The organism is Pseudarthrobacter sp. rb (assembly GCF_056389225.1).
In genome coordinates, this window is the sequence record NZ_JBWJAR010000009.1 from 122,850 (window position 1) to 146,154 (window position 23,305).

The 23,305-nt window shown below is 66.9% G+C and carries 21 protein-coding genes and 1 tRNA gene; 7 read left to right on the forward strand and 15 right to left on the reverse strand.

From position 1 onward, the window contains the following. Window positions 1–7 precede the first annotated feature (7 nt). The 3 genes from sucC to ACWRN3_RS13885 form a co-directional block, all read right to left on the reverse strand. Window positions 8–1,177: an ADP-forming succinate--CoA ligase subunit beta gene (gene sucC, locus ACWRN3_RS13875; protein ID WP_324644261.1), complete on the reverse strand. Its 1,170-nt coding sequence runs from the start codon at window positions 1,175–1,177 to the stop codon at window positions 8–10. Between the two features lie 224 nt (window positions 1,178–1,401). Next, window positions 1,402–2,109 carry a hypothetical protein gene (locus ACWRN3_RS13880; RefSeq protein ID WP_476740987.1) on the reverse strand — a complete coding sequence of 236 codons (708 nt, stop codon included), beginning with the start codon at window positions 2,107–2,109 and terminating at the stop codon, window positions 1,402–1,404. A 94-nt stretch (window positions 2,110–2,203) separates the two neighbouring features. Continuing rightward, entirely contained in the window at window positions 2,204–2,881 is a 678-nt protein-coding gene (locus ACWRN3_RS13885; RefSeq protein ID WP_476740988.1) for an NADPH-dependent F420 reductase, read from the reverse strand. Between the two features lie 125 nt (window positions 2,882–3,006). Here ACWRN3_RS13885 and ACWRN3_RS13890 point away from each other — a divergent pair, with 125 nt between their 5' ends. Further along, on the forward strand, window positions 3,007–3,582 hold the full coding sequence (locus ACWRN3_RS13890) for a TetR/AcrR family transcriptional regulator (protein WP_476740989.1): 576 nt from the start codon (window positions 3,007–3,009) through the stop codon (window positions 3,580–3,582). A gap of 65 nt (window positions 3,583–3,647) precedes the next feature. On the opposite strand, the gene pcrA is transcribed toward ACWRN3_RS13890, so the two are convergent. Both pcrA and ACWRN3_RS13900 read right to left on the reverse strand, forming a co-directional pair. Beyond that, the gene (pcrA, locus tag ACWRN3_RS13895) at window positions 3,648–6,194 is read right to left on the reverse strand and encodes a DNA helicase PcrA (RefSeq protein ID WP_476741022.1); all 2,547 of its coding nucleotides are present in this window, start codon (window positions 6,192–6,194) and stop codon (window positions 3,648–3,650) included. A gap of 83 nt (window positions 6,195–6,277) precedes the next feature. Then, entirely contained in the window at window positions 6,278–7,108 is an 831-nt protein-coding gene (locus tag ACWRN3_RS13900) for an inositol monophosphatase family protein (protein WP_476740990.1), read from the reverse strand. A gap of 32 nt (window positions 7,109–7,140) precedes the next feature. Between ACWRN3_RS13900 and ACWRN3_RS13905 the strand changes: the two genes are divergently transcribed. Beyond that, complete coding sequence (locus ACWRN3_RS13905) at window positions 7,141–7,767, forward strand: hypothetical protein (protein WP_476740991.1); 627 nt, start codon at window positions 7,141–7,143, stop codon at window positions 7,765–7,767. On the opposite strand, the gene ACWRN3_RS13910 is transcribed toward ACWRN3_RS13905, so the two are convergent. Next, a complete protein-coding gene (locus ACWRN3_RS13910) occupies window positions 7,764–8,537 on the reverse strand; it encodes a DUF998 domain-containing protein (protein ID WP_476740992.1) in 774 nt (257 codons plus the stop codon). The two genes, ACWRN3_RS13905 and ACWRN3_RS13910, sit on opposite strands and share 4 nt — an antisense overlap. Before the next feature lie 85 nt (window positions 8,538–8,622). On the opposite strand from ACWRN3_RS13910, the gene ACWRN3_RS13915 reads away from it, so the two are divergent. From ACWRN3_RS13915 to ACWRN3_RS13925, 3 genes are all read left to right on the forward strand, one after another. Continuing rightward, window positions 8,623–8,695 (forward strand) — tRNA-Arg (locus tag ACWRN3_RS13915). 1 nt (window position 8,696) lies between these two features. Beyond that, window positions 8,697–9,167 carry a DUF6314 family protein gene (locus ACWRN3_RS13920; RefSeq protein WP_476740993.1) on the forward strand — a complete coding sequence of 157 codons (471 nt, stop codon included), beginning with the start codon at window positions 8,697–8,699 and terminating at the stop codon, window positions 9,165–9,167. Then, window positions 9,164–9,580, forward strand: a complete 417-nt coding sequence (locus ACWRN3_RS13925; protein ID WP_476740994.1) for an NUDIX hydrolase — start codon at window positions 9,164–9,166, stop codon at window positions 9,578–9,580. The genes ACWRN3_RS13920 and ACWRN3_RS13925 overlap by 4 nt, the downstream gene beginning before the upstream one ends. A gap of 17 nt (window positions 9,581–9,597) precedes the next feature. On the opposite strand, the gene ACWRN3_RS13930 is transcribed toward ACWRN3_RS13925, so the two are convergent. After that, complete coding sequence (locus ACWRN3_RS13930) at window positions 9,598–11,511, reverse strand: ABC transporter ATP-binding protein (protein ID WP_476740995.1); 1,914 nt, start codon at window positions 11,509–11,511, stop codon at window positions 9,598–9,600. Window positions 11,512–11,513: 2 nt separating this feature from the next. After that, window positions 11,514–13,175: an ABC-F family ATP-binding cassette domain-containing protein gene (locus ACWRN3_RS13935; protein ID WP_476740996.1), complete on the reverse strand. Its 1,662-nt coding sequence runs from the start codon at window positions 13,173–13,175 to the stop codon at window positions 11,514–11,516. A gap of 263 nt (window positions 13,176–13,438) precedes the next feature. On the opposite strand from ACWRN3_RS13935, the gene ACWRN3_RS13940 reads away from it, so the two are divergent. Then, window positions 13,439–14,170: a hypothetical protein gene (locus ACWRN3_RS13940; protein WP_476740997.1), complete on the forward strand. Its 732-nt coding sequence runs from the start codon at window positions 13,439–13,441 to the stop codon at window positions 14,168–14,170. Continuing rightward, on the forward strand, window positions 14,167–14,904 hold the full coding sequence (locus ACWRN3_RS13945) for a hypothetical protein (RefSeq protein WP_476740998.1): 738 nt from the start codon (window positions 14,167–14,169) through the stop codon (window positions 14,902–14,904). The genes ACWRN3_RS13940 and ACWRN3_RS13945 overlap by 4 nt, the downstream gene beginning before the upstream one ends. Before the next feature lie 219 nt (window positions 14,905–15,123). On the opposite strand, the gene ACWRN3_RS13950 is transcribed toward ACWRN3_RS13945, so the two are convergent. The 7 genes from ACWRN3_RS13950 to ACWRN3_RS13980 all read right to left on the reverse strand — a co-directional run bounded on the left by ACWRN3_RS13950 (window position 15,124) and on the right by ACWRN3_RS13980 (window position 23,246). Next, window positions 15,124–18,156 (reverse strand): alpha-mannosidase, encoded by a 3,033-nt coding sequence (locus ACWRN3_RS13950; protein WP_476740999.1) that lies wholly within the window; start codon window positions 18,154–18,156, stop codon window positions 15,124–15,126. 125 nt (window positions 18,157–18,281) lie between these two features. Further along, complete coding sequence (gene fdhD / locus ACWRN3_RS13955; RefSeq protein WP_476741000.1) at window positions 18,282–19,160, reverse strand: formate dehydrogenase accessory sulfurtransferase FdhD; 879 nt, start codon at window positions 19,158–19,160, stop codon at window positions 18,282–18,284. A 94-nt stretch (window positions 19,161–19,254) separates the two neighbouring features. Continuing rightward, the gene (locus ACWRN3_RS13960; RefSeq protein WP_476741001.1) at window positions 19,255–20,667 is read right to left on the reverse strand and encodes a molybdopterin molybdotransferase MoeA; all 1,413 of its coding nucleotides are present in this window, start codon (window positions 20,665–20,667) and stop codon (window positions 19,255–19,257) included. Then, complete coding sequence (locus ACWRN3_RS13965; RefSeq protein ID WP_275181861.1) at window positions 20,664–20,957, reverse strand: DUF6457 domain-containing protein; 294 nt, start codon at window positions 20,955–20,957, stop codon at window positions 20,664–20,666. The genes ACWRN3_RS13960 and ACWRN3_RS13965 overlap by 4 nt, the downstream gene beginning before the upstream one ends. Next, a complete protein-coding gene (mobA, locus tag ACWRN3_RS13970) occupies window positions 20,954–21,664 on the reverse strand; it encodes a molybdenum cofactor guanylyltransferase (RefSeq protein WP_476741002.1) in 711 nt (236 codons plus the stop codon). The genes ACWRN3_RS13965 and mobA overlap by 4 nt, the downstream gene beginning before the upstream one ends. A gap of 44 nt (window positions 21,665–21,708) precedes the next feature. Then, entirely contained in the window at window positions 21,709–22,209 is a 501-nt protein-coding gene (locus ACWRN3_RS13975; RefSeq protein WP_255174519.1) for an HNH endonuclease, read from the reverse strand. A gap of 269 nt (window positions 22,210–22,478) precedes the next feature. Next, window positions 22,479–23,246: an NlpC/P60 family protein gene (locus ACWRN3_RS13980; RefSeq protein WP_324644247.1), complete on the reverse strand. Its 768-nt coding sequence runs from the start codon at window positions 23,244–23,246 to the stop codon at window positions 22,479–22,481. Between the last annotated feature and the right edge of the window lie 59 nt (window positions 23,247–23,305).

Genomic DNA, 23,305 nt, shown 5'->3' on the forward strand with positions numbered 1-23,305 from the left:
CGTCCCTTTACTTCGCTGCGTTGGCGAGCTCGGCGGCCTTGTCGGCGCCCTCGTCCATGGTGGCGGCCAGGGTAACCAGCGGGTGGTTGGCCTCGTTGAGGATGCGGCGGCCTTCCTCGACGTTGTTGCCGTCGAGGCGGACTACCAGCGGCTTGTTGGCGGCGTGGCCCAGTTCGGCCAGTGCGCCGACGATGCCCTTGGCGACAGCGTCGCAAGCGGTGATGCCGCCGAAGACGTTGACGAATACGGACTTGACCTGCTCGTCGCCCAGGATGACGTCCAGGCCGGCGGCCATGACCTCGGCCGAGGCTCCGCCGCCGATGTCCAGGAAGTTGGCGGGCTTGACGTTGCCGTGGTTTTCACCGGCGTAGGCAACGACGTCCAGGGTGGACATGACCAGGCCTGCACCGTTGCCGATGATGCCCACTTCGCCGTCAAGCTTGACGTAGTTGAGGTCCTGCGCCTTTGCCTTGGCCTCAAGCGGGTCTGCAGCGTCCTTGTCCTCGAGCTGCGCGTGCTTGGCGTGGCGGAAGTCGGCGTTCTCGTCCAGGGAGACCTTGCCGTCCAGTGCCACGATCTCGCCGGCGCCGGTCTTGACCAGCGGGTTGACCTCCACCAGGGTTGCGTCTTCCTTCTTGAAGACATCCCAGAGCTTGAGGATCACGGCGGCGACCTTGCCGCGCAGTTCCTCGGCGAAGCCTGCGGCTGCGACGATTTCGTCGGCCTTGGCCTGGTCGATGCCCACGGCGGGATCGATGGCGATCTTGGCCAGCGCTTCGGGACGTTCGACGGCGAGCTGCTCGATCTCCATGCCGCCTTCAACCGAGCACATGGCCAGGTAGTTGCGGTTGGCGCGGTCCAGCAGGACGGAGAAGTAGAACTCCTCGGCGATGTCCGCACCCTGGGCAATCATCACCTTTTTGACGGTGTGGCCCTTGATGTCCATGCCCAGGATGTTGGTGGCGTGCTCAAACGCCTCATCAGCGGACTTTGCGACCTTGACGCCGCCGGCCTTGCCACGGCCGCCTGCCTTGACCTGTGCCTTGACAACGGTCACGCCGCCGATCTTCTCAGCAGCTGCCTTTGCTTCTTCTGGGGTGTACGCCACGATGCCGGCAAGCACGGGTACACCGTGCGCCTCGAACATATCGCGCGCCTGGTATTCAAACAGGTCCACGGTTTAGTGTCCTTCTACGTCGAAGTAGTTTCTGTACAGTCGGACACCATCTGTACGACGATGACCGGGCTGCGGATTGCACGCACCGGCGGCCTGTCTGGAAACGAGCCACGCGGCGTAATGCTCCATGGGGAACTCTAGTCCTTTGGAGGGACCGGGCCGTCCCAGACTACCCCTTATGTGAGTAAGCACACTATTCTATGGAGCGTAGAAAAACCGCGGAATTACGGGGTTTTTGGGCCCTCCTGCTGCGGCGGCTGGCCGCTTTTTGCCGCCCCCTGAATCAGCTCGTAACGTTTGGGCGAAACGAAGAATCCGACGCCGGCGGAGACGTTTCCGCATGCCACGCCGCGGTTGTACGCGGAGCAGCGCAGTCCGTTGCGTTCCAGGTTCTGCCCGTCCGCAAGCACGGGCAACTGGGTCAGCGTTCCCTCCTTGCTCCCCTTGGGCCCGTAGGTTCCTTCCATGGATGTGACGCCGGAGCGGCATTCACCGTATCGGGCGGTGTCCGGCGACAGGAGGGCCACACCGCCCAGGTAGCCAAGGTGGGTTCCGGCGCAGTCGTCCTTGATATCGCCTGGCTCGGGCGCCGGATAGGAGGCGAGCTCGCAGTGGGCTACCGGGACGATGGGCAGCTTGTTGTTGGCGGCGTCGCTGTAGCGGTTCTGCTCGTAGGGCAGGTTCAGGTGTTCCCCGCGGGCGGACGTGAGCGAGCACGCGATGGTCCGGTCGGCGGTGATGAAAGAGAGGACATCTGCGCCGCTGGAGAACGTTTTCGCATCGGCCAGTGGCGCCTTTTCCAGCTGCTCCATGGGGTGCAACGGAGCCGGCGGAACGTAGGCCGGGTCCTTGGTGGTCACCGTGCAGCCCGTGGCGGTGATAAGGAAAAGGGCGGCGAGCATCCCCCATACAGTCCGTCGCATGGCCTCCATTATGCCCGGCCGCGGAAAGTCAGGGACGCTCAGCCACTGGTGTTAGCCGGCGCGGCCCTCAGGCAACCCGCGTGTGACTGCCGGGTCCGGCCCGTCAGCGGACGATCTTGAAGTTGAAGGCCGGCGTACCAAGTGCACCCCAAAGGCGCAGCCAGACAGGCAGCAGCATCTCGGTTCCACGGGCGGTCGTAATGTCGCCGAGATCGATGACGTCCTGGTGGCCGAAATCCTTCAGGATCCCGGTGACTATGGCCTTCGCCTCCGCATCGTTACCGGAAACGAAGACGGAACCAGGGTCAGGCAGCAGTCCGGGACGGACCATCAGGTCCGCATTCAGGGTGTTCAGCGCCTTCACCACCCGGGCAGTGGGGAAGGCACGCTGGATTTGCTCAGCCAGCGAATCGGTGTCCTTCACAAAAAGGGTTGGCGGCATGCCGTTGCTGAAGTCGAGCGGGTTGGCAATGTCCAGGACCACCCTGCCATCGAGGCTTCCATCCCCAACCTGCCCCAGAACGTCAAGGGATGCTCCGCCGTTGGTCGCGTTGACGATAAGCTCGGCGCCTTCAGCGGCGTCGGAGAATCGCGCAACCTTGATGTCCGGGTGTTCGGCGGCCCAGGCGGCGAAGGCCGGGTTGCCCATCGCATCCGCCGCGTTCCGGGCCATGGCGGCGTCAGGATCGCGGGTGCCGACGGTGACGGAATGGCCGAGCTCTGCGAGGCGTGCTGCGATGGTCCGTCCGACCATGCCGGTCCCCAGTACTGCTGACTTCATGCTGTTCTCCTGTTCGCGCGTGGTCCGCACATTCAATGTGACGGATCGTTCCCAAGTTTGTGACGGATCGTTCCGTCTGTCAAACTTGGTGCGTCGATGTCGGAGCGATTAGGGGGAGTGTTGTGGTGCGCAGGACTGCTGAGGAAAATCGGCGCAACGTTCTGGAAGTTGCCACGCGCCTGTTTTATGCGCTCGGTATCCGGGCTGTGGGAATGGATGCCGTCGTCAAAGAGTGCGGGGTGGGCAACGCCACCGTCTACCGGCAGTTTCCTACCAAGGATGCACTGGCCACCGCCTACGTCCAGGGCCGGGCCGACGCCTGGTTCGAACGCATGCGTGATGCCGCCGGCGGGGAAGCGGCTCCGCAGGACAAGCTCGTTGCCGTCTTCGAAGTACTGGCCACGGACTGCGCCGGGAGCGGCTACCGGGGGTGCCCCATGTTGAACACCAATACCGAGTTCCCCGAGGGGTCGCACCCGGCCCATCTGGCAGCCGTCGCGCACAAGCAGCAGGTCCGCGACTGGTTCCGCGAACTGGCGGCCGACGCCGGCGCCCAGGATCCCGATCAGCTTGCCGAGGAACTCCTCATCGTCCTCAACGGCGCATATGCCACGGCCGCGGTCCTGGACGGCGCTGCATACGGGGCCCGGGCAGTGGCCATGGCCCGCCGCCTCGTGGCCGGGTCCTGCCCGGGCACGTAGCTGATGCTGCACCCGCCGCGCCCGCCGCACCGCACGCTGACGGGGCGGCGCGGGCGCGGGCGTTCCTAGGCGTCGAGTTTGGTGAGCGGGGCGTAGCGCAGCAGCAGGCGCTTTTCACCGACGTCGAACTTCACCTTTGCCACGGTCTTGTCTCCGGCCCCCTCGAGGGCCAGGACCGTTCCGTTGCCGAAGCTGGTGTGGTTGACCTTGTCCCCCACGCTGACGGCGATAATTTCCTTCTGCGGCTGCACCCGGTTCTTGGCGATGAACGCCGGAACGTCGGCATTGAAGCCGGCCGAAGAATCTGCCGCGGCTCCGCGGGCGGTACCGGCGCCCCAGAACGATCCGCTGTACCGGCCCGAGCCGATTGAACCGCCGCCGGCCCACGACTGCCGGCTGGTTCCTTCCCGTTTCCATTCCAGGAGCTCCGCGGGGATTTCCTCAAGGAATTGGCTGGCCGGGTTGTATTGGCTCTGGCCCCACATGCTGCGTACCTCGGACCGGGTCACGTACAGCCGCTTCCGGGCACGGGTAAGGCCCACGTAGGCCAGCCGGCGTTCCTCAGCCAGTTCCTTGGGGTCGGTGGCGGAGCGTTGGTGCGGGAAGAGCCCGTGCTCCATGCCGGTGAGGAATACCACCGGGAACTCCAGGCCCTTGGCGGTGTGCAGGGTCATCAGCGTTACCACGCCCAGCCGTTTGGCCTCGGCGACGGCGGCGTCAATGTCCGCGCCGGGGGCATCCGGGATCTGGTCGGCGTCTGCCACGAGGGACACCTGTTCCAGGAATGCGCCGAGGCTGCCCTCGGGATTTTCCTGTTCGTACTCGCGCACCACGGCCACGAGCTCGGCCAGGTTTTCCACGCGGGACTCGTCCTGCGGATCGGTGCTGGACCGCAGCGCGGCAAGGTAGCCGGTTTGCTCGAGCACTGCTTCGAGTGCCGCGGCAGCCCCGGACCCGGCAGCCACTTCGGCGAGGTCGTCCAGCATTTTCACGAAGCCCAGGACGGCGTTGACCGAACGGGTGGCCATGCCGGGCGCCTGGTCGGCGCGGCGGGCGGCGGCCATGAAGGACGTGCGTTCGCGGCTGGCGAGGGCCGCCACGGCGCCTTCCGCACGGTCGCCGATGCCGCGCTTGGGTTCGTTGAGCACCCGGCGGAGGTTGACGTCGTCGTCCGGGTTCACCAGGACGCGCAGGTAGGCCAGGGCGTCCTTGATTTCCTTGCGCTCGTAGAAGCGGGTGCCGCCCACCACCTTGTACGGCAGGCCCACGCGCACCAGCACGTCCTCGATGGAACGGGACTGGGCGTTGGTGCGGTAGAAGATGGCGACGTCGCCCGGGCGGAGGTTCTCCTCGTCCTGGAGCCGGTCGATCTCCTTCGCGATGAACTGCGCTTCGTCGTGTTCGTTTTCGCCGACGTAACCGATGATTTTGTGGCCTTCGCCCTCAGCGGTCCACAGCCGCTTCTCCGGCCGGTTGGGGTTGCGGGAGATGACCGAGTTGGCGGCACTCAGGATGTTCTGGGTGGAACGGTAGTTCTGCTCCAGTTTGATGGTGCGGGCCTCGGGGTAGTCCTTTTCGAACTCCACGATGTTCCGGATGTCCGCACCGCGGAAGGCATAGATGGACTGGTCCGAGTCGCCAACAACGGTGAGCTCCGAGGCACCGGGGCCCTCCCCCACGATCTCCCGGACCAGGGCGTACTGGGCGTGGTTGGTGTCCTGGTATTCGTCCACCAGGACGTGGCGGAACCGGCGCCGGTAGGACTCCGCCAGCGCCGGAAATGCTCGGAACATGTAGACGGTCTCGGCGATGAGGTCGTCGAAGTCCATGGCGTTGGCCTGGCGGAGCCGCTGCGTGTAGCCCTTGTAGACGTCCGCCACCGCATGTTCGAAGGGATCGTTGTAGTTGGCTGCCGAGGCAAAGGACTCGGCGTCGATCAGTTCGTTCTTCAACGCCGAAATCTTGTGCTGGATGGCTTTCGGCGCGAACTTCTTGGGGTCCAGGTCAAGGGTTTTTGAAACCTGCGTGACCAGGCGGAGGGAGTCGGCGGAGTCATAGATGGAGAAGTTGGATTTCAGGCCGACGTTGGCCGCTTCCTGCCGCAGGATCCGGACACAGGACGAGTGGAACGTCGAAATCCACATGATTTTGGCGCGTCCACCCACCAGCGCCTCGATGCGCTCCCGCATTTCCGCGGCCGCCTTGTTGGTGAACGTGATGGCCAGGATTTCGCCGTGGTGGGCACGGCCGGTGGCGATCAGGTACGCGATCCGGTTACTGAGCACACGCGTCTTGCCGGATCCGGCGCCGGCGACGATCAGCAGCGCCGATCCGCCGTGCTTGACCGCTTCCTCCTGCTGCGGGTTCAGTCCCTCCAGCAGCTGGGCGGCGCCGGGGCGGCGACTGCCTTGGTGACCGTCACCGTGGTGCCGGCTGCCGGCGTCGTGGTTGGACTGTTGCCAGCCCCCGGAGGTGTTGTGCCCGCCGGCGTTTGGCTCCGGCATTCCGCCCGGCCCTGCCGTGGTGGCAACGCCCTCAGGCTCCGTCCTTGTCCGGGCGGTGGAGGCGGGAGCGGCCTTGAACGGTCCGTCAGAGTACGGGTCAAACAACATATCCATGGTGCCTACAAGTCTAGGCGGTGGGACCGACAACGCCTTCCAGCCTGTGGATTACTCCCGCTGCGCGGGCGATTGCTTCAGGCCACAGAGCCTGACTCGAGGGCCGCACGCAGCTCTCGGACCGCCGTCGTTCCTCCTGCGATGAACCACTCCAGCCCGTTGACCCGGACGGTATCCACGGCCCCGCCGGCCGCAAGGACAATCGCCTTGCCCGGCAGCCAGTCCCACTCCGGGCAGCTGTGCTGGAACCAGCACCCCAGCTGCCCGTCGGCTACCCGGCCAAGGTCGCAGGAACCGGATCCCAGCATGCGGAGGGATGCGGCGGAGGTGGCCGCAGCGTGCCACGGCATGGCACACATCGGGTCCATCAACCAAGTGGGATGGATGTAGGTGGCAGCGCCGAGTTCGGCGACGCTGATGGTGTTGCGCCTGCCTTCGTCGCCGGTAAACGAGGTCAGCGCTTCACCGTTCAAGGTGGCCTGCCGGTCATGCCCGCCCAGCCACAGTTTGTCCTCCTCCGGCTGGAAGACGGCGCCCAGCAGCACATCGCGGCGGTCCTTGAGCGCGATGGCTGAGCACCAGTACGTGGAACCGTGCAGGAAGTTGTAGGTACCGTCTACGGGGTCGATCACCCAGGTCCGGCCGCTGGTCCCCTGGACGGAGGCACCTTCCTCGCCCACGATCCCGTCGTCCGGCCGGCAGCGCCGCAGTTGTTCCAGGACGTAGGCTTCCGCGGCGTGGTCGGCCGCGGTGACGACGTCGGACACAGAAGTCTTTTGTTCTGACTCAAGCCCGGCCATGCGCATGAGGAGCGCCAGCTGGCCGGCTTCGCGGACCAGGGCGGCCGCCAGGTCGTAGTCATCCAATGAGGGGTCAAGAACAGCTGCGCTGTGTCGGCCAGTGGTCATGGGTTCAGTTTATGGGGCGGGATAATGGTGCCATGGCCAAAACCCCTGCCCAGCGGATCAAGAAGCACGGCGCCAACGCGGCTGTGCCGCAGCACCACCTGCCGCCGGTGGTCAACCCCACCACGTCGCGCACGCCGGAGAAGGCGCAGGGCAACAGCAACCTGATTGTGATCGCCGGTGTGGTGGCCAGCCTGTTCCTGTTTTGGTACCTGCACCTTCTGACCCTGGACCAGCTCACGCAGCTGTCCCAGGACATGGCCATGCCGGATTCCCTGGTGGGCGGTTTTGATGCCGGCTACATCGGCCGGCTCCAGGGCGTCATGAACGGCGACGCACTGGGCCAGCTTAGTTACGTCCACAAGACCGCCGGCACGCTCTTCCCGCTGATCTTCGGGTTCACGTGGCTGCTGCTCATTGGGACCAACGTGGCACGGAAGGCGGTGCGCTGGGCGCTCTGGGCGGCGCCCATGCTGTTCGTGGTGGTTCGGCTGTGGGGCAACGTAGCCATTGACGCCATGATGGGCACGCCAGGTCCCGACGCTGGCCAGGTGGCTTTGGCGTCCGGGCTCACCATTGCAGGCTGGGTGCTTTTGGTGCTGAGCCTGCTGGCCGGGGCGGCCGCAGTCTTCCTCAACAGCCGGAAGCGGAAAGAGCGCTAAACGGCAGTTGCCCTTGCGGCAGCTTCCGCAGCGCGGCGTTGCTTCCGGTGCCGGTGCACCCGCTGCGCAATGACCAGGCCCGCCGTCGCCATCCCCAGCGTCACCGGGTAGCCCATCAGCCGCTCCAGCGTCCCCGGCTCCGGTACCTCCATGCGAGTCAATCCCCCGGTGGCGACCGCCGCCAAGGACACGGTGCCGCACGCCAGGATGAACCACGCCATCCCCGTCTTCCGCAGCCACAGCAGGCCGAGCACCAGCAGTGCCGCGCCGCCGGTGATGAAGTACATAACGGCGCCCGCATAGTGCCAGGGGGAGCCAACGTCTTCGGGGACCAGGCCCACCACCACGGTTCCAACGCCGGCGGCTCCGGTGAGCAGCCGGACGGCGGAGGCCGCGAGCCAAGGCTCCCTGCGGGCCCAACTAACCCGGGTGCCGGGCCGGGCGGCCACGCGCAGCAGTCCCGAGGTCAGCAATATCGCCCCCAGCAGCAGCCCGAGGCCCTGGACCACGAACGAGGCGTTCATCAGCCAGTTCAATGGGGAGCAGACGTCGCGTCCTGAGTAGATTCCGCAGTGGAGCGCCCCCAGGTCGCTGATGTACCCGGTCCGCAGGTTGTACGGACGTCGACCCGCCCACGCCATGGCCACGGTTGCCTCGGCAGCGAAATACTGCAGCACGCTCAGCACTGCCCACGCCCCGATGTACTGCCGGGTGGATGCTACGTTCGGGGTGAAGGCAGTGACGGGAGTGGCAGTGGGGGCTGGACTCATGCCTTGAGCGTAGTACGGCCCGGCACCTTGTATGCTTGTAACCGTGTCCGGACGGACCGGCCTCGCCGAACCCCACCGGACACCCGCCCTCGTAGCTCAGTGGATAGAGCACGGCTCTCCTAAAGCCGGTGTCGTTGGTTCGATTCCAATCGAGGGCACTTGAATTCTCCTTCCCCGGAGCCAAGCCTCCGCGCCTACCTCCTGGGCGTCAGCGCAGCAAGCCAGGCTGGGCGCTGGCAGCTTGAGCGGGACCTGCTGGACAGGTCGGACGGCACCCACGGAACCTTTTCCGGCGTCGTGGTTTACACGCCAACGGACGACGGCGGCCTGACCCTTCGCGAGGAAGGCACCATGCGCTGGCCTTCTTTTACCGGTCCCGCCTCGCGGGAGTACGTCCTGAAACCCCTGCCGCAGCCCGATGCGCTGGACGTGTTCTTTCCCGACGGCAGGCCGTTCCACCGCATGAGCTTCACCCCTGACACCAGCCAGGACACCCACTGGTGCGACCCCGACACCTACCGCGTGTCCTACACCCGCCAGGGCCCGGACGCGTTCAGTTACAGCTGGGACGTCACCGGTCCCCGCAAGGACCTCCTGCTGGTCTCGCGCCTGGCAAGGATCACCGCATGAAGGACCGGATCGTGGTTTCCGCCGTCTGCGTGTTTGACGACGCCGGGCGCCTCCTGACCGTGCGGAAGCGCGGGACCGGCATGTTCATGCATCCGGGCGGCAAGCCAGAACCCGGCGAGACGGCCGTTGAAGCCGCAGCCCGCGAGCTCGCCGAGGAGGTGGGGATCGTGGTGCGGCCGCAGGAGCTTGAACTGATGGGTGTCTGGATCGCGGACGCCGCGAACGAGGCCGCCACCGACATCGAAGCCACCGTGTTCGTGGCTCCGGGCACGTGGCAGGCCACTCCCGCGGCTGAAATCGCCGAGATCCGGTGGCTGGACATCAGCAGGCCGGCGGACGCGGCCCTCCCCCGGGACCTCGCGCCGCTGCTGACGGACCACATCCTGCCCCTGCTGGCCTCGCGGGCCCTCTAGGCAGCGGCTTCCAGCCCTTAGAACTCGGGGACGGACTCCTGCGCCACAGCTGTGGCCTCGGCAAACTGCGTCCGGTACAGCTCGGCGTAGCGGCCGCCCGCCGCCAGCAGTTCGGTGTGGGTTCCACGTTCCACGATTTGGCCGCCCTCCACCACCAGGATGGCGTCCGCCGCGCGGACAGTGGAGAGCCGGTGCGCAATCACGACGGCGGTACGCCCCTCGAGTGCGGCGCCCAGGGCTGCCTGCACGGCGGCTTCGTTCGTGGAGTCGAGCGCGGCAGTGGCCTCATCGAGGATGACAACCCGCGGCTGGGCAATGAGGAGCCGGGCGATGGTGAGCCGTTGGCGTTCGCCGCCGGAAAGCCGGTAGCCGCGCTCCCCCACCACCGTCTCCAGGCCGTCCGGCAGGGACCTGATCATCGTCTCCAGCCGGGCCTGGCGCAGGACGTCCCACATGTCTTCGTCCGTGGCGTCGGGCCGGGCCAGCCGGAGGTTGGAGGCGATGGTCTCATGGAACAGGTGGCCGTCCTGGGTGACCATGCCCAGGGTGTCCCGCAGCGAATCGAAGGTGGTGTCCCTGACGTCCAGCCCCGTCCCCGGCGCGGTGCCCCCAAGACGCACGGCGCCCGAGTCGACGTCGTAAAGCCTCGACAGCAGCTGGGCAATGGTGGACTTGCCGGCCCCGGAGGAACCCACCAGCGCCACCGTCTGGCCTGGCTCAACCCGGAAGCTGACGCCGTGCAACACTTCCTCGCCGCCCCGCGTGTCCAGGGTGGAGACCTCCTCCAACGAGGCCAAAGAGACCTTGTCCGCGGAGGGATAGGCGAAGCGGACGTTATCGAACTCCACGGACACGGGCCCGGCAGGAACGGGCACAGCATCCGGCTTCTGCTGGATCAGCGGCTTCAGGTCCAGGATTTCAAACACCCGCTCAAAACTGACCAGCGCGCTCATGACTTCCACGCGGGCGTTGGACAGCGCCGTGAGCGGGGCGTAGAGCCGGGTCAGGAGCAGCGCCAGGACCACCACGTCGCCGGGCGCGAGCTGGCCGCCCAGGGCGAGCCAGCCACCGAGGCCGTAGACCAGCGCCAGTGCGAGCGCGGAGACCAGGGTCAGTGCCGTGACAAATGTGAACTGCAGCATCGCCATACGGACGCCGATGTCGCGGACGCGGCCCGCGCGGGCAGCGAATTCGCGGGATTCCTCATCCGGGCGGCCGAACAGCTTCACCAGCGTCGCGCCGGGCGCGGAGAACCGCTCGGTCATCTGGGTGCCCATGGCGGCGTTGTGCGCGGCAGCTTCGCGGCGCAGGTCCGCCAGCTTGGAGCCCATGCGCCGGGCAGGGATCAGGAAGATCGGCAGAAGGACCATGGCGAGCACGGTGACCAGCCAGGACTTGTTGAGCATCACGATCAGGGTCAGGGCCAGCGCCACGGAGTTGCTCACCACGCCGGAGAGCGTGCCGGCAAAGGCGGACTGCGCTCCGATGACGTCGTTGTTGAGTCGGCTGACCAAGGCTCCCGTCCGGGTGCGGGTGAAGAAGGCAATGGGCATGCGCTGCACGTGGTCGAACACCCGGGTGCGCAGGTCCACGATGACGCCTTCGCCGATGGTCGAGGACAGCCAGCGGGTCAACAGCCCCACCCCCGCTTCGCCCACCGCCACGATGGCGATCAGCACGGCCAGCCAGATCACCGTACCGGCATCCGTCTTGGCGATGATGGCGTCAACCACCTGGCCGGCAAGCACCGGGGTGGCGACGGCCAGGAAAGCCGCTGCGATGGAAGAGAGCACAAAAGCGATGAGCTTGCCCTTGTGCGGAGCAGCAAAGGCCAGGACCCGCTTCAGGGTTTCCTTGGAGAACGGCTTGGAGCCGCTCTTGGCGGTGCTGATGTTGTAGAGCGAACTCCACGCCACGCGGTCCATGCTCATGGTTATTTCTCCTGGCTTGCAGTGTGGTGGAGCTCCTGGACCGTGCCGTTTTCCAGGTGCCACCGGTAGTCGAGTCGGACATTTTCGAGCAGCCGGCGGTCGTGGGTGACCAGCAGCAGCGCTCCGTCGTAGCTTTCCAGGGCCTCTTCGAGCTGCTCAATGGCCGGCAGGTCGAGGTGGTTGGTGGGTTCGTCCAGCACCAGCAGGTTCACGCCGCGCGCCTGGAGCAGCGCCAGGGCTGCCCGCGTCCGCTCCCCCGGCGACAGCGAATCCACGGTCCGCGACGTGTGGTCCGCCTTGAGGCCGAACTTCGCCAAAAGGGTGCGGACGTCCGCGCTGTTCCAGTCGGCCAGCACGGCTTCGACGGCGTCGCCCAGTGGCTGGGCACCGTCCAGCAGTCCCCGGGCCTGGTCGATTTCGCCGACGGCGACGGTGGCACCCATGGAGGCGTCGCCGTCGTCCGGTGCCTGGGTTCCCAGCAGCAGGCGCAGGAGGGTGGACTTGCCTGCGCCGTTTGGCCCGGTGATGCCCACCCGCTCCCCGCCGTTGAGCTGGAGGTTCACCGGTCCCAGCGTGAAGTCCCCCTGGCGTGCCACGGCGTCGCGCAACGTGGCGACGACGGCGCTGGAGCGCGGTGCCTGGCCGATGCTGAACTGCAGCTGCCATTCCTTCCGGGGCTCCTCCACCACGTCCAGCCGGGCGATGCGGGATTCCATCTGCCGGACCTTCTGGGCCTGCTTCTCGGAGGACTCGGTGCTGGCGGCGCGCCGGATCTTGTCGTTGTCGGGGTTCTTCTTCATGGCGTTCCGGACGCCTTGGGAGCTCCACTCACGCTGGGTCCGTGCCCGGGACACCAGATCTGCCTTGGTGGCGGAGAACTCCTCGTACTTTTCGCGGGCGTGCCGGCGGGCCACGGCGCGTTCCTCAAGGAAGGCGTCGTAGCCGCCGTCGTACACGGCCACGCTGTTCTGTGCCAGGTCCAGCTCCACCACCCTGGTCACGCAGTGGGCAAGGAATTCACGGTCATGGCTGACCAGCACCACCCCGCCGCGCAACCCTGTCACGAAGCTTTCAAGGGTGGCCAGGCCGGCGAGGTCGAGGTCGTTGGTGGGCTCGTCCAGCAGCACCACATCGAAGCGGCTCAGCAGCAGGGCAGCCAGCGCCACCCGGGCCGCCTGGCCGCCGGAAAGGCCGGTCATCAGCGCGTCCGGGCCGGCGTCCAGGCCCAGCTCCGCCAGCACGGCAGGGATGCGGTCATCCAGGTCGGCGGCGCCGGAGGCCATCCAGCGGTCAAAGGCCCGCGCGTAGGCATCATCTGCGCCGGGAGCACCTGAACCGAGGCCCTCCGCGGTGGATTCCATTTCAAGGGTGGTTTCCGCGCAGCCTGTCCGGCGGGCGATGTAGCCTGCCACCGTTTCTCCTGGGACACGCTCGTGTTCCTGGGGCAGCCAGCCGACGAAGGCATCGGCCGGGGCAAGACTGACGGAGCCCGCATGGGGCTGGTCGACGCCGGCAAGGAGGCGCAGCAGCGTGGATTTCCCTGCCCCGTTGGCACCCACGACGCCCACCACGTCGCCGGGCGCCACTGTCAGCGAGAGCCCGGAAAAGAGCGTGCGGTGCCCATGGCCACCGGAGACGTCCTTGGCAACAAGGGTTGCAGTCATTGATTCGTCCTTTCGCCGCTGCCCGGACAGCCGTCGACGGCCGGCAGAGGCGGCGAAATTGCGGGCCGCGGCGCCGCTGGGGCTGCAGGACATAGAAGAACCCGCTGGTCCGGACTTGGGGGGTGTACGGACCAGCGGGCTCGACCAACAACTATAGAGGAAAGTGGGCCATGGACAAAATCCGCGGCACGGCGGGCACGGGCCGGAGCGGCAGGCGGGCACGGTAAAATCGTCGTCACCACCCGTTCTGCAGAGAGCACCCCATGACCCTTTCCGCCAAGGCGTTCCAGCGCTGGCTGCAAAGCATCGCGCCGGATGCCAGCACTGCCGACGTCTGCCGGGTCTCGGGGATCAAACGGACCACGCTGGCCCAGCAACTGGTCCGGGGCAAGGTCTCGGTGAGTACGGTGGTCAGCATCAGCCGCGCCTACAAAATCAACCCGGTGGCAGCGCTGGCCGGGTTCGATGCCTACAGCGCCCTCGCGGGTCCGCCCCGCCCGCCCACCAGGAACGAGCTGGTGAGCCAGATTTCCAGCGCAGACCTCCTCCGGGCCCTCCTGGCCCGTCCGGCCATGGACGCCGCCCGGGGGGCGGCCGCCCCAGCTCTCACCCCTGCCCCGCACGGCACCTCCGTGAAGAACTGGGTTGACGCCATTGACGACGGCGAGGTGCGGCACCGCGTTTCGGCCTCCACCGGCGTGGCCCCGCAGAATTATTCCGCCCAGCTGACCGCGAACCGGCTCTCCCCCGAGCTTGCCATGGCCACGGCCCTGGCGGCCGGGGTGGGACCGGCCGGCGGGCTGGTGGCCACCGGGGTCATCACGGAGGAAGAGGCCGGCTGGCCTCCGGGAGCCCGGCAGGCTGCTCTGGACAGCCTCTCGGACGGAGAACTTACCGCGCTTGCAGGGGACAGGCTCCAGGCACTGGGCAAAGTATTGCGCCGGCAGGAGCAGGACCAGGCGCAGACAGAGAAGATTTGGGAGAACCTGGGATGATCGAGACCCTTCAATGGACCACACTGGCCGTCTGCGCATTCGTTGCGGCGGCACGCATTCCCAGCACCCTCCGCGGTGAAAACCGGTCCCTGTTCGGCATCTTTGCCATGATGACCCTGGCCATCCTGTTGAGCATCCAGGGCCCCTACCTGGTGATCGACCGGGCACTGGGGGGAATCAACCTGGCCAACCTGCTGCTCCGGTTCGTGATCTTCGGTGCCATCTACTTCATGGGCATCCGCATCTCCAGAGGGTTCGGCGCAGAGAGCGCACACCGCCTTATTACGGGACGGGCCGGCATGCTGGTCCTGCTGGCTGTCTCCGTGGTCCTGGTCGCTGTCTTCTTTATGATGGACACCGCCGGTTCCTCTGCGGGCCTCAAGGCCATCTCAGACAAGGACGGCCGGAACTTCGCGCTTGTTGAGTTCTACGGTGCGGCAGGCAGGGCCTACCCGGCGTATGTGGGGCTGGCCTTGGTGCCGGCAATGGTGCGTGCGGTGAAGGACCGGCTGCCGCCCCTGGTGCGGGCAGCCTCGGCCCTGCTTGCCCTGGGCGGAGTCGCCGTGGCCCTCACCCTGCTCTTCCCGGTGGTGCCGCCCTCCATGGACGCTCTGGAGTTCATCATCAACTACACGGCAGTACTCTGCTACGTCGTTGGACTGGCCCTGATCTGGGCGGCCAAGGTGGTCAACGCGCGTACCGTGCGCAGCCGCAGGACATCTACCGAAACGTAACCTTCACGGGCTTTCACAAAATCATTAGTGTGTGACACAATCATGAATGTGTGAAGGCGGGACTGCCCAGCGTTTTCGAACGGGGATAAATTCCAAAACGCGGGCGCCCCGGGGGCCTTCGCACACATTGGGGGGATGAGTGGTGGCGGACCGTTGGGGACCGCCCCCACTCAGCCTGTTTAAGGCCCTTTCAGCAGCCCCCGGTCTGCCCCCGGGCACCTACGCCCGGGCAAACCTCAGTGTCACCAGCTGGAACGGCCGGAGTCTGAGCACGGCACCCGTGCCGGTGGGCTGGACTCCAGCAGCTTCGGTGGTGCGTTCCAGGAGGTCCGTTGGCACCACGTCCTGCACCGGGAAGTTCGCCGTAATGTTCCCCGCCGAACGCTTCCCCAGCGACTCATACAGCCGGACCACCACGTCCCCGGAACCGTCCTGCGCCAGTTTCACCGCTTCGATGACCAGGGCAGGATTGCTGACGGAGAACAGCGGCTCCACGCCGGCGCCTCCGCTGACCAGCCGGGGCGCCAGGTTGGTCCGGTACCCTTCCTGGACGGCATCGGCAATGTCAGCACCCGGGCGGATGGTGACGGTCAACTCGTGCCGCCCCCGGTCTGCGTCCGGGTCGGGGAACTTGGGCGCCCGCAGCAGCGACAGGCGCACCGTGGTGGTGGTTCCGCCGTCGGATTCCCTGATGTTCCTGCCCACGTCATGGCCGTAGGTGGATGAGTTGGACACGGCCACGCCGTAGCCGGGTTCACCCACATGGATCCACCGGTGGGCACAGATTTCGAACTTCGCGGCCTCCCACGAGGTGTTGGTGTGGGTGGGCCGGAAAACGTGGCCGAACTGCGTTTCGGCAGCCGACCTGTCAGCCCGGACGTCGAGGGCAAAGCCAAGCTTCAGCAGCTTTTCGCGCTCCTGCCAGTCCACTGACGTGGTGATCTCCAGTGACGGACTGCCGGGGGCAAGCGTGATGCGCTGAATCAGCGGGGAGGCGCCTGCCAGCCGTTCCACCACAACGACGACGCTGCCGCCTTCGGTGGCAAGCCGGACTGATTCTGCGTGGACCAGCTGTGTGACGTTGCGCCGGTAGAACTCGTCGATGTCCCAGGCATCCCACTCATTGGGGGTGTCCCGGTGCAGCTCCAGCAGGTTGCCGTGCTGGCCGGGAGCGATGGCTTCACGGCCGCTGGCGTGGTCACACAGGGAGGAGAGCAGTCCGTCGGCATCCACCACGGCGCGGATGATTCCGTTGTCCAGGATGTAGCCATCCTCATGCGGTGTGGCCTGCACCGGCTCCGGGGCCACCGCCGCTTCAGCCGCCGCCAGCGCGGGAACTCCATCCCGGGCGTGCGGGGCGGCGTTCAACAGGAACCGGCGGTCACCGGAGCCCAGCATGGCGGCGGCAGCGCGGCCGATCAGCGACTCGAGGGCGCTCTCGATGGCCTGGTAGTTCCGCTCGGCATCCTGATGCACCCAGGCAATCGAACTGCCGGGAAGAATGTCATGGAACTGCTGCAGCAGCACCAGCTGCCAAAGGCGCTTGAGCTCGGCGCCGGGATACTCGTAGGCACCGGCGGCGCGGACAGCAGCCGTGGCGCACCACAATTCGGCTTCACGCAGCAGGTGCTCGCTGCGCCGGTTGCCCTTCTTGGTGCGCGCCTGGCTGGTGTACGTGCCGCGGTGCAGCTCCAGATACATCTCGCCCACCCAGACCGGCAAAGCTCGATAGTCTTCCTCGGCCTGCCGGAAGAAGCTTTCCGCGGAGCCGACCCTGACCTTCGGCGATCCTTCCAGGTCGGCCGTGCGTGCAGCGGCGGCAAGCATTTCGCGGGTGGGGCCGCCGCCACCGTCGCCATACCCGAACGGCACCAGCGACACGGTGCCGCGGCCGTGGTCCCGGTAGTTCCGTTCGGCGTGGGCCAGGTCCCTGCCGCTGAGGTCGGAGTTGTAGGTGTCCACCGGCGGGAAGTGGGTGAAGAGCCGGGTGCCGTCGATCCCCTCCCAGTTGAACGTGTGGTGGGGCATCCTGTTGGTCTGGTTCCAGGAGATCTTCTGCGTGAGGAACCAGCGGCTGCCCGCGGCCTTCACGATCTGGGGCAGGGCCGCACTGTAGCCGAATGAGTCCGGGAGCCACGCCTCCCTGCATTCAATGCCAAATTCGTCCAGGAAGAAGCCCTTGCCCTCCACGAACTGCCGGGCCATGGCTTCACCTCCGGGCATGTTGGTGTCCGACTCGACCCACATGCCGCCGACCGGGACGAACTGCCCGGCGCGGACTTTTTCCCTGATCCGGCCGAACAGGTCCGGGTACAGCTCCTTGATCCAGGCCAGCTGCTGCGCGGAGGAGCAGGAGAAGACAAAGCCGGGGTCCTCGTCCATCAGGGCCACCACGTTGGAGAACGTCCGCGCACATTTGCGGATGGTTTCCCGGACCGGCCAGAGCCAGGCGGAGTCGATGTGCGCATGCCCGGTGGCAACCAGTTGGTGCGCGGAGGCATAGGCAGGCCTGGTCAGGACATCGGCGAGCGCCCGCCGCCCTGCCCCCGCGGTCCCGGCAACATCGTCCGGGTCCATCACGTCCATCATGTGTTCCAGCGCCCGGAGGATCTCGTGGCGGCGCGGAAGCTCCAGCGGAAGCTGCTCCATGAGGCCGGCAAGGGTCCAGATGTCCTGCTGCAGTTCCCACACGGTCTGGTTCAGTTCGGCGATGGCGATGCTTCCGAGCCGGTACTGCGGGGCTTCCCCTGCGGTCACCTTGTCCCCCAATAGGGTGGCGGCAAACGTCCAGCCCTGGGCCATGTCCGGGTTCGCGGCCGCCTCAACGTAGAAGTCCACGGCCATGCCGCTGCCCAGCAGCTTGAGCGGAATGTACTGATTGCGGGGTGATATTGCCTTGATGATGCTGCCATCGGAGCGCCAGGCGATGCCCTCGCACTGGAACCCGGGGGCCTCGGTGGTGAACCCCAGGTCCACCACCACCTCCACCGTGGTGTCCGGGCCGCCGCCCCAGGATTCGGGCACTTCCCCCTGCAGCCGCAGCCACGTGGTACCCCACGGCCGCCCCCAGGGGGCACCGTGCTCCTGCGGCTGGAACTCCTGCCGCATCGCCTCGAGCGCGGGGACCGGCTCACCGGGCACTTCCCAGCTGCTCAGGGTAAGCGGGACTGTCCTGCTGTAAACGGCAGGGACAATGCGCTCCCGCACAAACCTGGCCAGGCGGACTTCCGTGATCCTGCGGTCGTCATGCAATATAGGTCCTCTTTAAGCTGGAGACTGGATCATCGAGTCCATTCGATGGACAAATCTACCCGCTGACAGCACCGCAACCAACCCCCCGGGTCCATGCAGCGGGACCGGCCCAGGTGTTGGCGCCGCTACGTCCTTGGGACGGCGGGTTCGGGCCTCAGGATCCGGGAGTCCCCGGCATAGATATTGAAACTGGTGCCGCGGCTGAATCCCGCCACGGTCAAACCGTTCGCCTCTGCCAGTTCCACGGCGAGGCTGGACGGGGCACTGACGGCAGCCAGGACGGGAATTCCGGCGAGCGAAGCTTTCTGCACCAGCTCGAAGGATGCCCGGCCGGACACTTGGAGGACCGTCCCGCTCAACGGCAGGAGCCCTTCGCGCAGCGCCCAGCCCACCACTTTGTCCACCGCATTGTGCCGTCCCACGTCTTCGCGCAGGCACAGAAGCCGTGGCGCGCCGTCGTCGTCGATCCTGAACAGGCCCGCCGCGTGAACCCCGCCGGTGTCATCAAAGACGCGCTGGGATTCCCGCAGCAGGTCCGGCAGGGCGGCCAGGACCTTCGCGTCCACCGTCAGCGGGTCCGCCTGCGGGCTGTGGTGCGAGGACTTCTGGACGGCTTCGATGGAGTCCGTCCCGCAGATGCCGCAGGAGCTGGACGTATAGACCCTGCGGCCGGCGTCGGGGAGCGGAACGTCCGGCCGCAGCTGGGCCTCCACCACGTTGAATGTCTGGACGCCGTTTTCGTCCTCGCCGGCGCAGAACCGCAGCGACACCAGCTGTTCAGGGGCCCAGATGACCCCTTCGGACACCAGGAATCCGGCCACCAGGTCAAAGTCGTCGCCGGGCGTGCGCATGGTGACCGAGTAGGACAGACCGCCCAGCCGGATTTCCAGCGGTTCCTCCACGGCGAGGACGTCTTCGCGGTGGCGGACCGGGTACTCCAGGGCGCCCGGAGAACCATCCAGGAGATACTTGTGCACCTTGCGGCGCTGGGTTACTCGTCCCATGTTCCACCCTGCCTGTTCATTACTCCATCATGGCACCAACAGAGCCTGCCACGGCCCATCCGACCGGCCCTGAACGGCTCAGCCCAAAACTGGCTCAGCCCAGGAGGGCGCTCCAGTCCACGGGTCCGCTCGGTGCCGGTTTGGCCTTGGGCTGGCCCGTCCGGGCATTGCTCCGCGGTTTGGCTTTTGCTTCCCTGTCACCAGGGCGCGGAATGGGCGGCCCCCATGGCAGGGCGAAGGCCGGCACCAGTTCGCCCAGCTGCACTCCGTGCGGCGGCACCACCAGGACCCCGTCGGCAGCGGCCAGCCCGCGCATCATGCCCGGTCCCGTATGCTGCGCCGGAGACGCCATGCCGTACAGCAGGCGGAACGGCATCAGCCTGGTGCGTCCGGGGTCCGGCTCGACCATCGTCCCGCAGGGCACTTCCTCCACGGGCGGCATGGACCGGTGCCCCAGTGCGGCCAGCAGCGGAGCACCCACGGTGGAGAGGGCCATCATGGCCGCCAGCGGGTTGCCCGGAAGCCCCAGGACGAAGCGGCCGTCCGGAAGCTCGGCGAGAACCGCTGGGTGTCCCGGGCGCATTGCCACGCCGTCGATGATGAGCCGTCCGCCGAGCTCCGCCACAGCCCGCCGCAGGTGGTCCGTTCCGGAGCGCCCGGTACCCCCGGTGGTGATAACGACGTCGGCGGGCAGGTCCGGCGCGCTGGGCACCTCCGGCAGCACGTCCTCAAGCGCCGCCAGCCATTCGGCGTAGGAGTCGCCGATCCGCTGCTGTCCGCCGGCGATGCCGCCCAGCATGGCCACGACGTCGGGCAACTGCGGGCCGAACGTGTCGCGCACCTGGCCCGGGGCCGGAGTGCCCTGTTCCACCACCTCTGACCCCGTGAGCACCAGGCGGACCACCGGCTTCCCCTGGACCTGGACTTCGTCGTAGCCGGCCAGGGCGGCCAGCGCCAGGTGTGCCGGGTTGAGCTCCACCCCTGCCTTGACCAGGGTGTCCCCTTCCAGTGCTTCCTCGCCGGCCTTGCGGATGTGTTCTCCCGCGCGGGGCTCGCCGGGGCGCGCCTTGCCGCCGGGCATCAGGATGGGGAGCCCCTCATCGTCCGTGCCGAGGACAGCATTCTCGGTGCGAAGGACTGCCTTGGCGCCGGGCGGGATGAGGCCTCCCGTGGCAATGGGACTCGCCTGGTGCGGTGCCAGCCGCGTTCCGGGCTCCACCGGGATCCACGGGCCGCTGCCGTTGACAGCCCAGCCGTCCATGGCTGAGGACGCGTAGTGGGGCATGTCCTGAAGGGCCACGATGTCCCGGTCCAGTCTGCGGCCCAGGGCTATCCTGAGCGCCACCGGCCCGGGGGGTATGGGGGTTGCTGCATCGAACGCAGCTTGCCGGGCCTCTTCCCAGGTGTGGGCCGCATGATGGTGGGCGTCATGCGGCTGTTCAGTTTTGTGCGCCTCTGCTTCACTGCCCGGTGGCGCCTCCGGATCGCTGTGGGGTTCTGCCGTCATTCGCCGGGAGTCCCGGCGGCTTCAGCGTCGTAGTCTTCCGCGAGGGAACGGGCAACGGCCAGCGCCGCGTCCATCGATGCTGCGTCCATTTCCCTGCCGGGAGCAGCCGCCAGCCCTGCGGCGAAGCCTGCGATGAAGGTGGTCAGCGGCGCGGCCGGCCTGACAACCGCATGGGCAGCGACGCCGGCCAGCGCCAGCACGGCGTTGACATCCACCTGGACATCTTCAAGCTTGTAGGCCTGGAGAAGCGCCCTGCACCACTCTTCCAGCGTCTCGTCCTGGCTTTTCACGACTTGCCTCCCACGTTAGCTCCGCCCATGAACGGGTCCTGGCCCGCGCGCTGGTTCCCGGCGGCAATCCCCAGCGCGGCAGCATCGTCCCAGGTATCCACATCGGATGTGGACCCGGCGGGGACTGTGACAAGCTGCACGTCCAGACTAGCAAGGAGCGCCCTCACAGATCCGTTGACCAGGGCGTTGCGGGCAGCCAGGTCGCAGCAGGCTTTTGTTAACTCAGCCGTGCTGTAAAAACCCGCCAGGGGCTGGGCCCTTCCATCGCCGGAACAAGCCATCACACCACCCCCACCGGCCGCAGCATCGGTGCGCGTCAGGACATCCTTCAGCACAGCCACCGCCTGGGAGGCCAGCGGCATGTCGCACGCCAGCACCAGGCACCAGGGCGCACCTTCACCGCTCCTGGCCAGCGCGGCCAGGCCTGCGGCTATTGCGGCAGCAGGCCCGGCGAATTGCGGCTCCTCGCGGCACATCAGCACGGCGGAGGGCCGGGTTGACGGGGCCGGCAGACCCCCGGACTCCACCGGCAGGGACCCCGCATCACCCACCACCACGGTGCGGCGGGCGCCGTCTGCCGCGGCCACGGCGCGCTCAAGGAGGGTCTGGCCCTGGTAGACCAGCGACTGCTTGGGTACCCCGCCCAGCCGGGATGACCGCCCCCCGGCCAGGATCAGGGCGTCGAAAACCACCATGCTCTTTTGCACTCCCCCAGACTAGCGATCAGCAAGGCTGGGGGCAGCGCGATGCGTCAGGCGGCGCGCTCCGGAAGAAGGAACGGATCCCACGCCGGCGTCGGCTTCTCCAGTTCCTTGATCTGCCAGATCGTTCCGTGCGGCGGCCCGGGCACGAACCGAAGGGTCCAGCCCATCTCCGCGGGAGTGTGGTCGCCCTTGACGTTGTTGCACCGCAGGCAGGCGGCCACAAGATTTTCCCATGAATCGGCACCGCCCCGCGACTTCGGGTGAACGTGGTCGATTGTGTGCGCCGCCTTGCCGCAGTAGGCACATTTATGTCCGTCGCGCCGGAGCACACCCCTGCGGCTGACTGCCGTCGAGTGGTTGTACCGGGGCCGTATGTAGCGGTTGAGGAGGATCACGGACGGGCGGCCCAGAACGTCGGTGGGCCCTACCACCGGGTCATCCCCTTCGGCCACCACGCTTGCCTTGCCCGTGAGCACAAGCACCAGCGCCCGGCGGAAAGTGATAACCGCCAGCGGTTCATATCCAGCATTCAGAACGAGAGTGCGCATGCACTTACCTCTTCACGGCCGCACCCGTCAGGGGCACGAGGGCCGGCTGCCCTCGGCATGTCCGGGCTATGGATCGACATCACAAGAGTAAACAAAGAAGTGCAAAATCAGGTAATCGCCGCCCCCGGAGCCCAACCGGGGCACGAAGACGGGAAAGGCAAGGGGCACCACTGGGGGAACCCGTTAAAGCGCGAGGGACCCCCGCCTGGCGGCGGGGGTCCCTTACAGCAATTCGCGGGCGGCGTTGGATCAGGCCGCCCCAGGACTGCCTAACGTACGCGGATGGCAACCGCGCCAGAGCCAACATTGGCGCTGAAGACCACGGTGTCGTTGCCGTTGAAGCCGCCGTGGACGGCCATCCCGTTTCCGGCGTAAACGGCAATGTGAGCCATACCTCCGCCACCGTCAGCGTAGTACAGCAGGTCACCGGCCTGGGCCTGGGACATGGGCACAGTGTCACCCAGTGACAGGTAGCCAGCCGGCCAGTCGTGGAAGTGGATGCCGACGGCGGCCAGTGCGTTGGTCACCAGCATGGTGCAGTCTTGGTGCACGCCGAGCTGGGCGTAAGCGGCGGACAGGATGGCAGCACCCTTGCCGCTGGCCGAAGCCTGGCCTGCCGGTGCGGCCGGAGCGGCAGCGGTTGCAACCTTGGCGGTGACCTTGGGAGCAGCAGCCGGCTGGGCGGCAGGAGCAGCTTCCTGCACCTGAACCTCGGGCTCCGGCTCAACGACGGGAGCCGGCGTGGTGGTAACGGCGGGCTTCTCGTAGCTGATGGAAATAGTGGAAGCCGCGGAAATCGGGGCGTCGACGACGGATTCAACTTCCAGCTGGGATGCAGGAGCGGAATCGCGCTTGACGTTGGTGTCGGCAGCGTTGGCCGCGATGCCACTGGTCAGGACCAGACCGGAAGCAGCAGCGATGACAGCAGCCTGGCGGCCCATGCCACCGGCATTGTCGCTGACAGCTTTGGCAATGACAGCGATCGAGTTGGTTTTGGTGACCTCGGCGCGGTGCCGTGCGGTAGCACGAGTCGTCATCAGTTCTCTCTTTCGTTTTTCCTTCGAACCGCGGGTAGGCAGGCAAAGGGAACTGGACG

What these genes read in the sequence shown, in the direction of transcription:
- ACWRN3_RS13880 (WP_476740987.1), bottom strand. Translation starts at nt 2,109, where the DNA reads ATGGAGGCCATGCGACGGACTGTATGGGGGATGCTCGCCGCCCTTTTC.
- ACWRN3_RS13885 (WP_476740988.1), bottom strand. Translation starts at nt 2,881, where the DNA reads ATGAAGTCAGCAGTACTGGGGACCGGCATGGTCGGACGGACCATCGCA.
- pcrA (WP_476741022.1), bottom strand. Translation starts at nt 6,194, where the DNA reads ATGTTGTTTGACCCGTACTCTGACGGACCGTTCAAGGCCGCTCCCGCC.
- ACWRN3_RS13900 (WP_476740990.1), bottom strand. Translation starts at nt 7,108, where the DNA reads ATGACCACTGGCCGACACAGCGCAGCTGTTCTTGACCCCTCATTGGAT.
- ACWRN3_RS13905 (WP_476740991.1), top strand. Translation starts at nt 7,141, where the DNA reads ATGGCCAAAACCCCTGCCCAGCGGATCAAGAAGCACGGCGCCAACGCG.
- ACWRN3_RS13910 (WP_476740992.1), bottom strand. Translation starts at nt 8,537, where the DNA reads ATGAGTCCAGCCCCCACTGCCACTCCCGTCACTGCCTTCACCCCGAAC.
- ACWRN3_RS13925 (WP_476740994.1), top strand. Translation starts at nt 9,164, where the DNA reads ATGAAGGACCGGATCGTGGTTTCCGCCGTCTGCGTGTTTGACGACGCC.
- ACWRN3_RS13930 (WP_476740995.1), bottom strand. Translation starts at nt 11,511, where the DNA reads ATGAGCATGGACCGCGTGGCGTGGAGTTCGCTCTACAACATCAGCACC.
- ACWRN3_RS13935 (WP_476740996.1), bottom strand. Translation starts at nt 13,175, where the DNA reads ATGACTGCAACCCTTGTTGCCAAGGACGTCTCCGGTGGCCATGGGCAC.
- ACWRN3_RS13940 (WP_476740997.1), top strand. Translation starts at nt 13,439, where the DNA reads ATGACCCTTTCCGCCAAGGCGTTCCAGCGCTGGCTGCAAAGCATCGCG.
- ACWRN3_RS13945 (WP_476740998.1), top strand. Translation starts at nt 14,167, where the DNA reads ATGATCGAGACCCTTCAATGGACCACACTGGCCGTCTGCGCATTCGTT.
- fdhD (WP_476741000.1), bottom strand. Translation starts at nt 19,160, where the DNA reads ATGGGACGAGTAACCCAGCGCCGCAAGGTGCACAAGTATCTCCTGGAT.
- ACWRN3_RS13960 (WP_476741001.1), bottom strand. Translation starts at nt 20,667, where the DNA reads ATGACGGCAGAACCCCACAGCGATCCGGAGGCGCCACCGGGCAGTGAA.
- ACWRN3_RS13975 (WP_255174519.1), bottom strand. Translation starts at nt 22,209, where the DNA reads ATGCGCACTCTCGTTCTGAATGCTGGATATGAACCGCTGGCGGTTATC.
- ACWRN3_RS13980 (WP_324644247.1), bottom strand. Translation starts at nt 23,246, where the DNA reads ATGACGACTCGTGCTACCGCACGGCACCGCGCCGAGGTCACCAAAACC.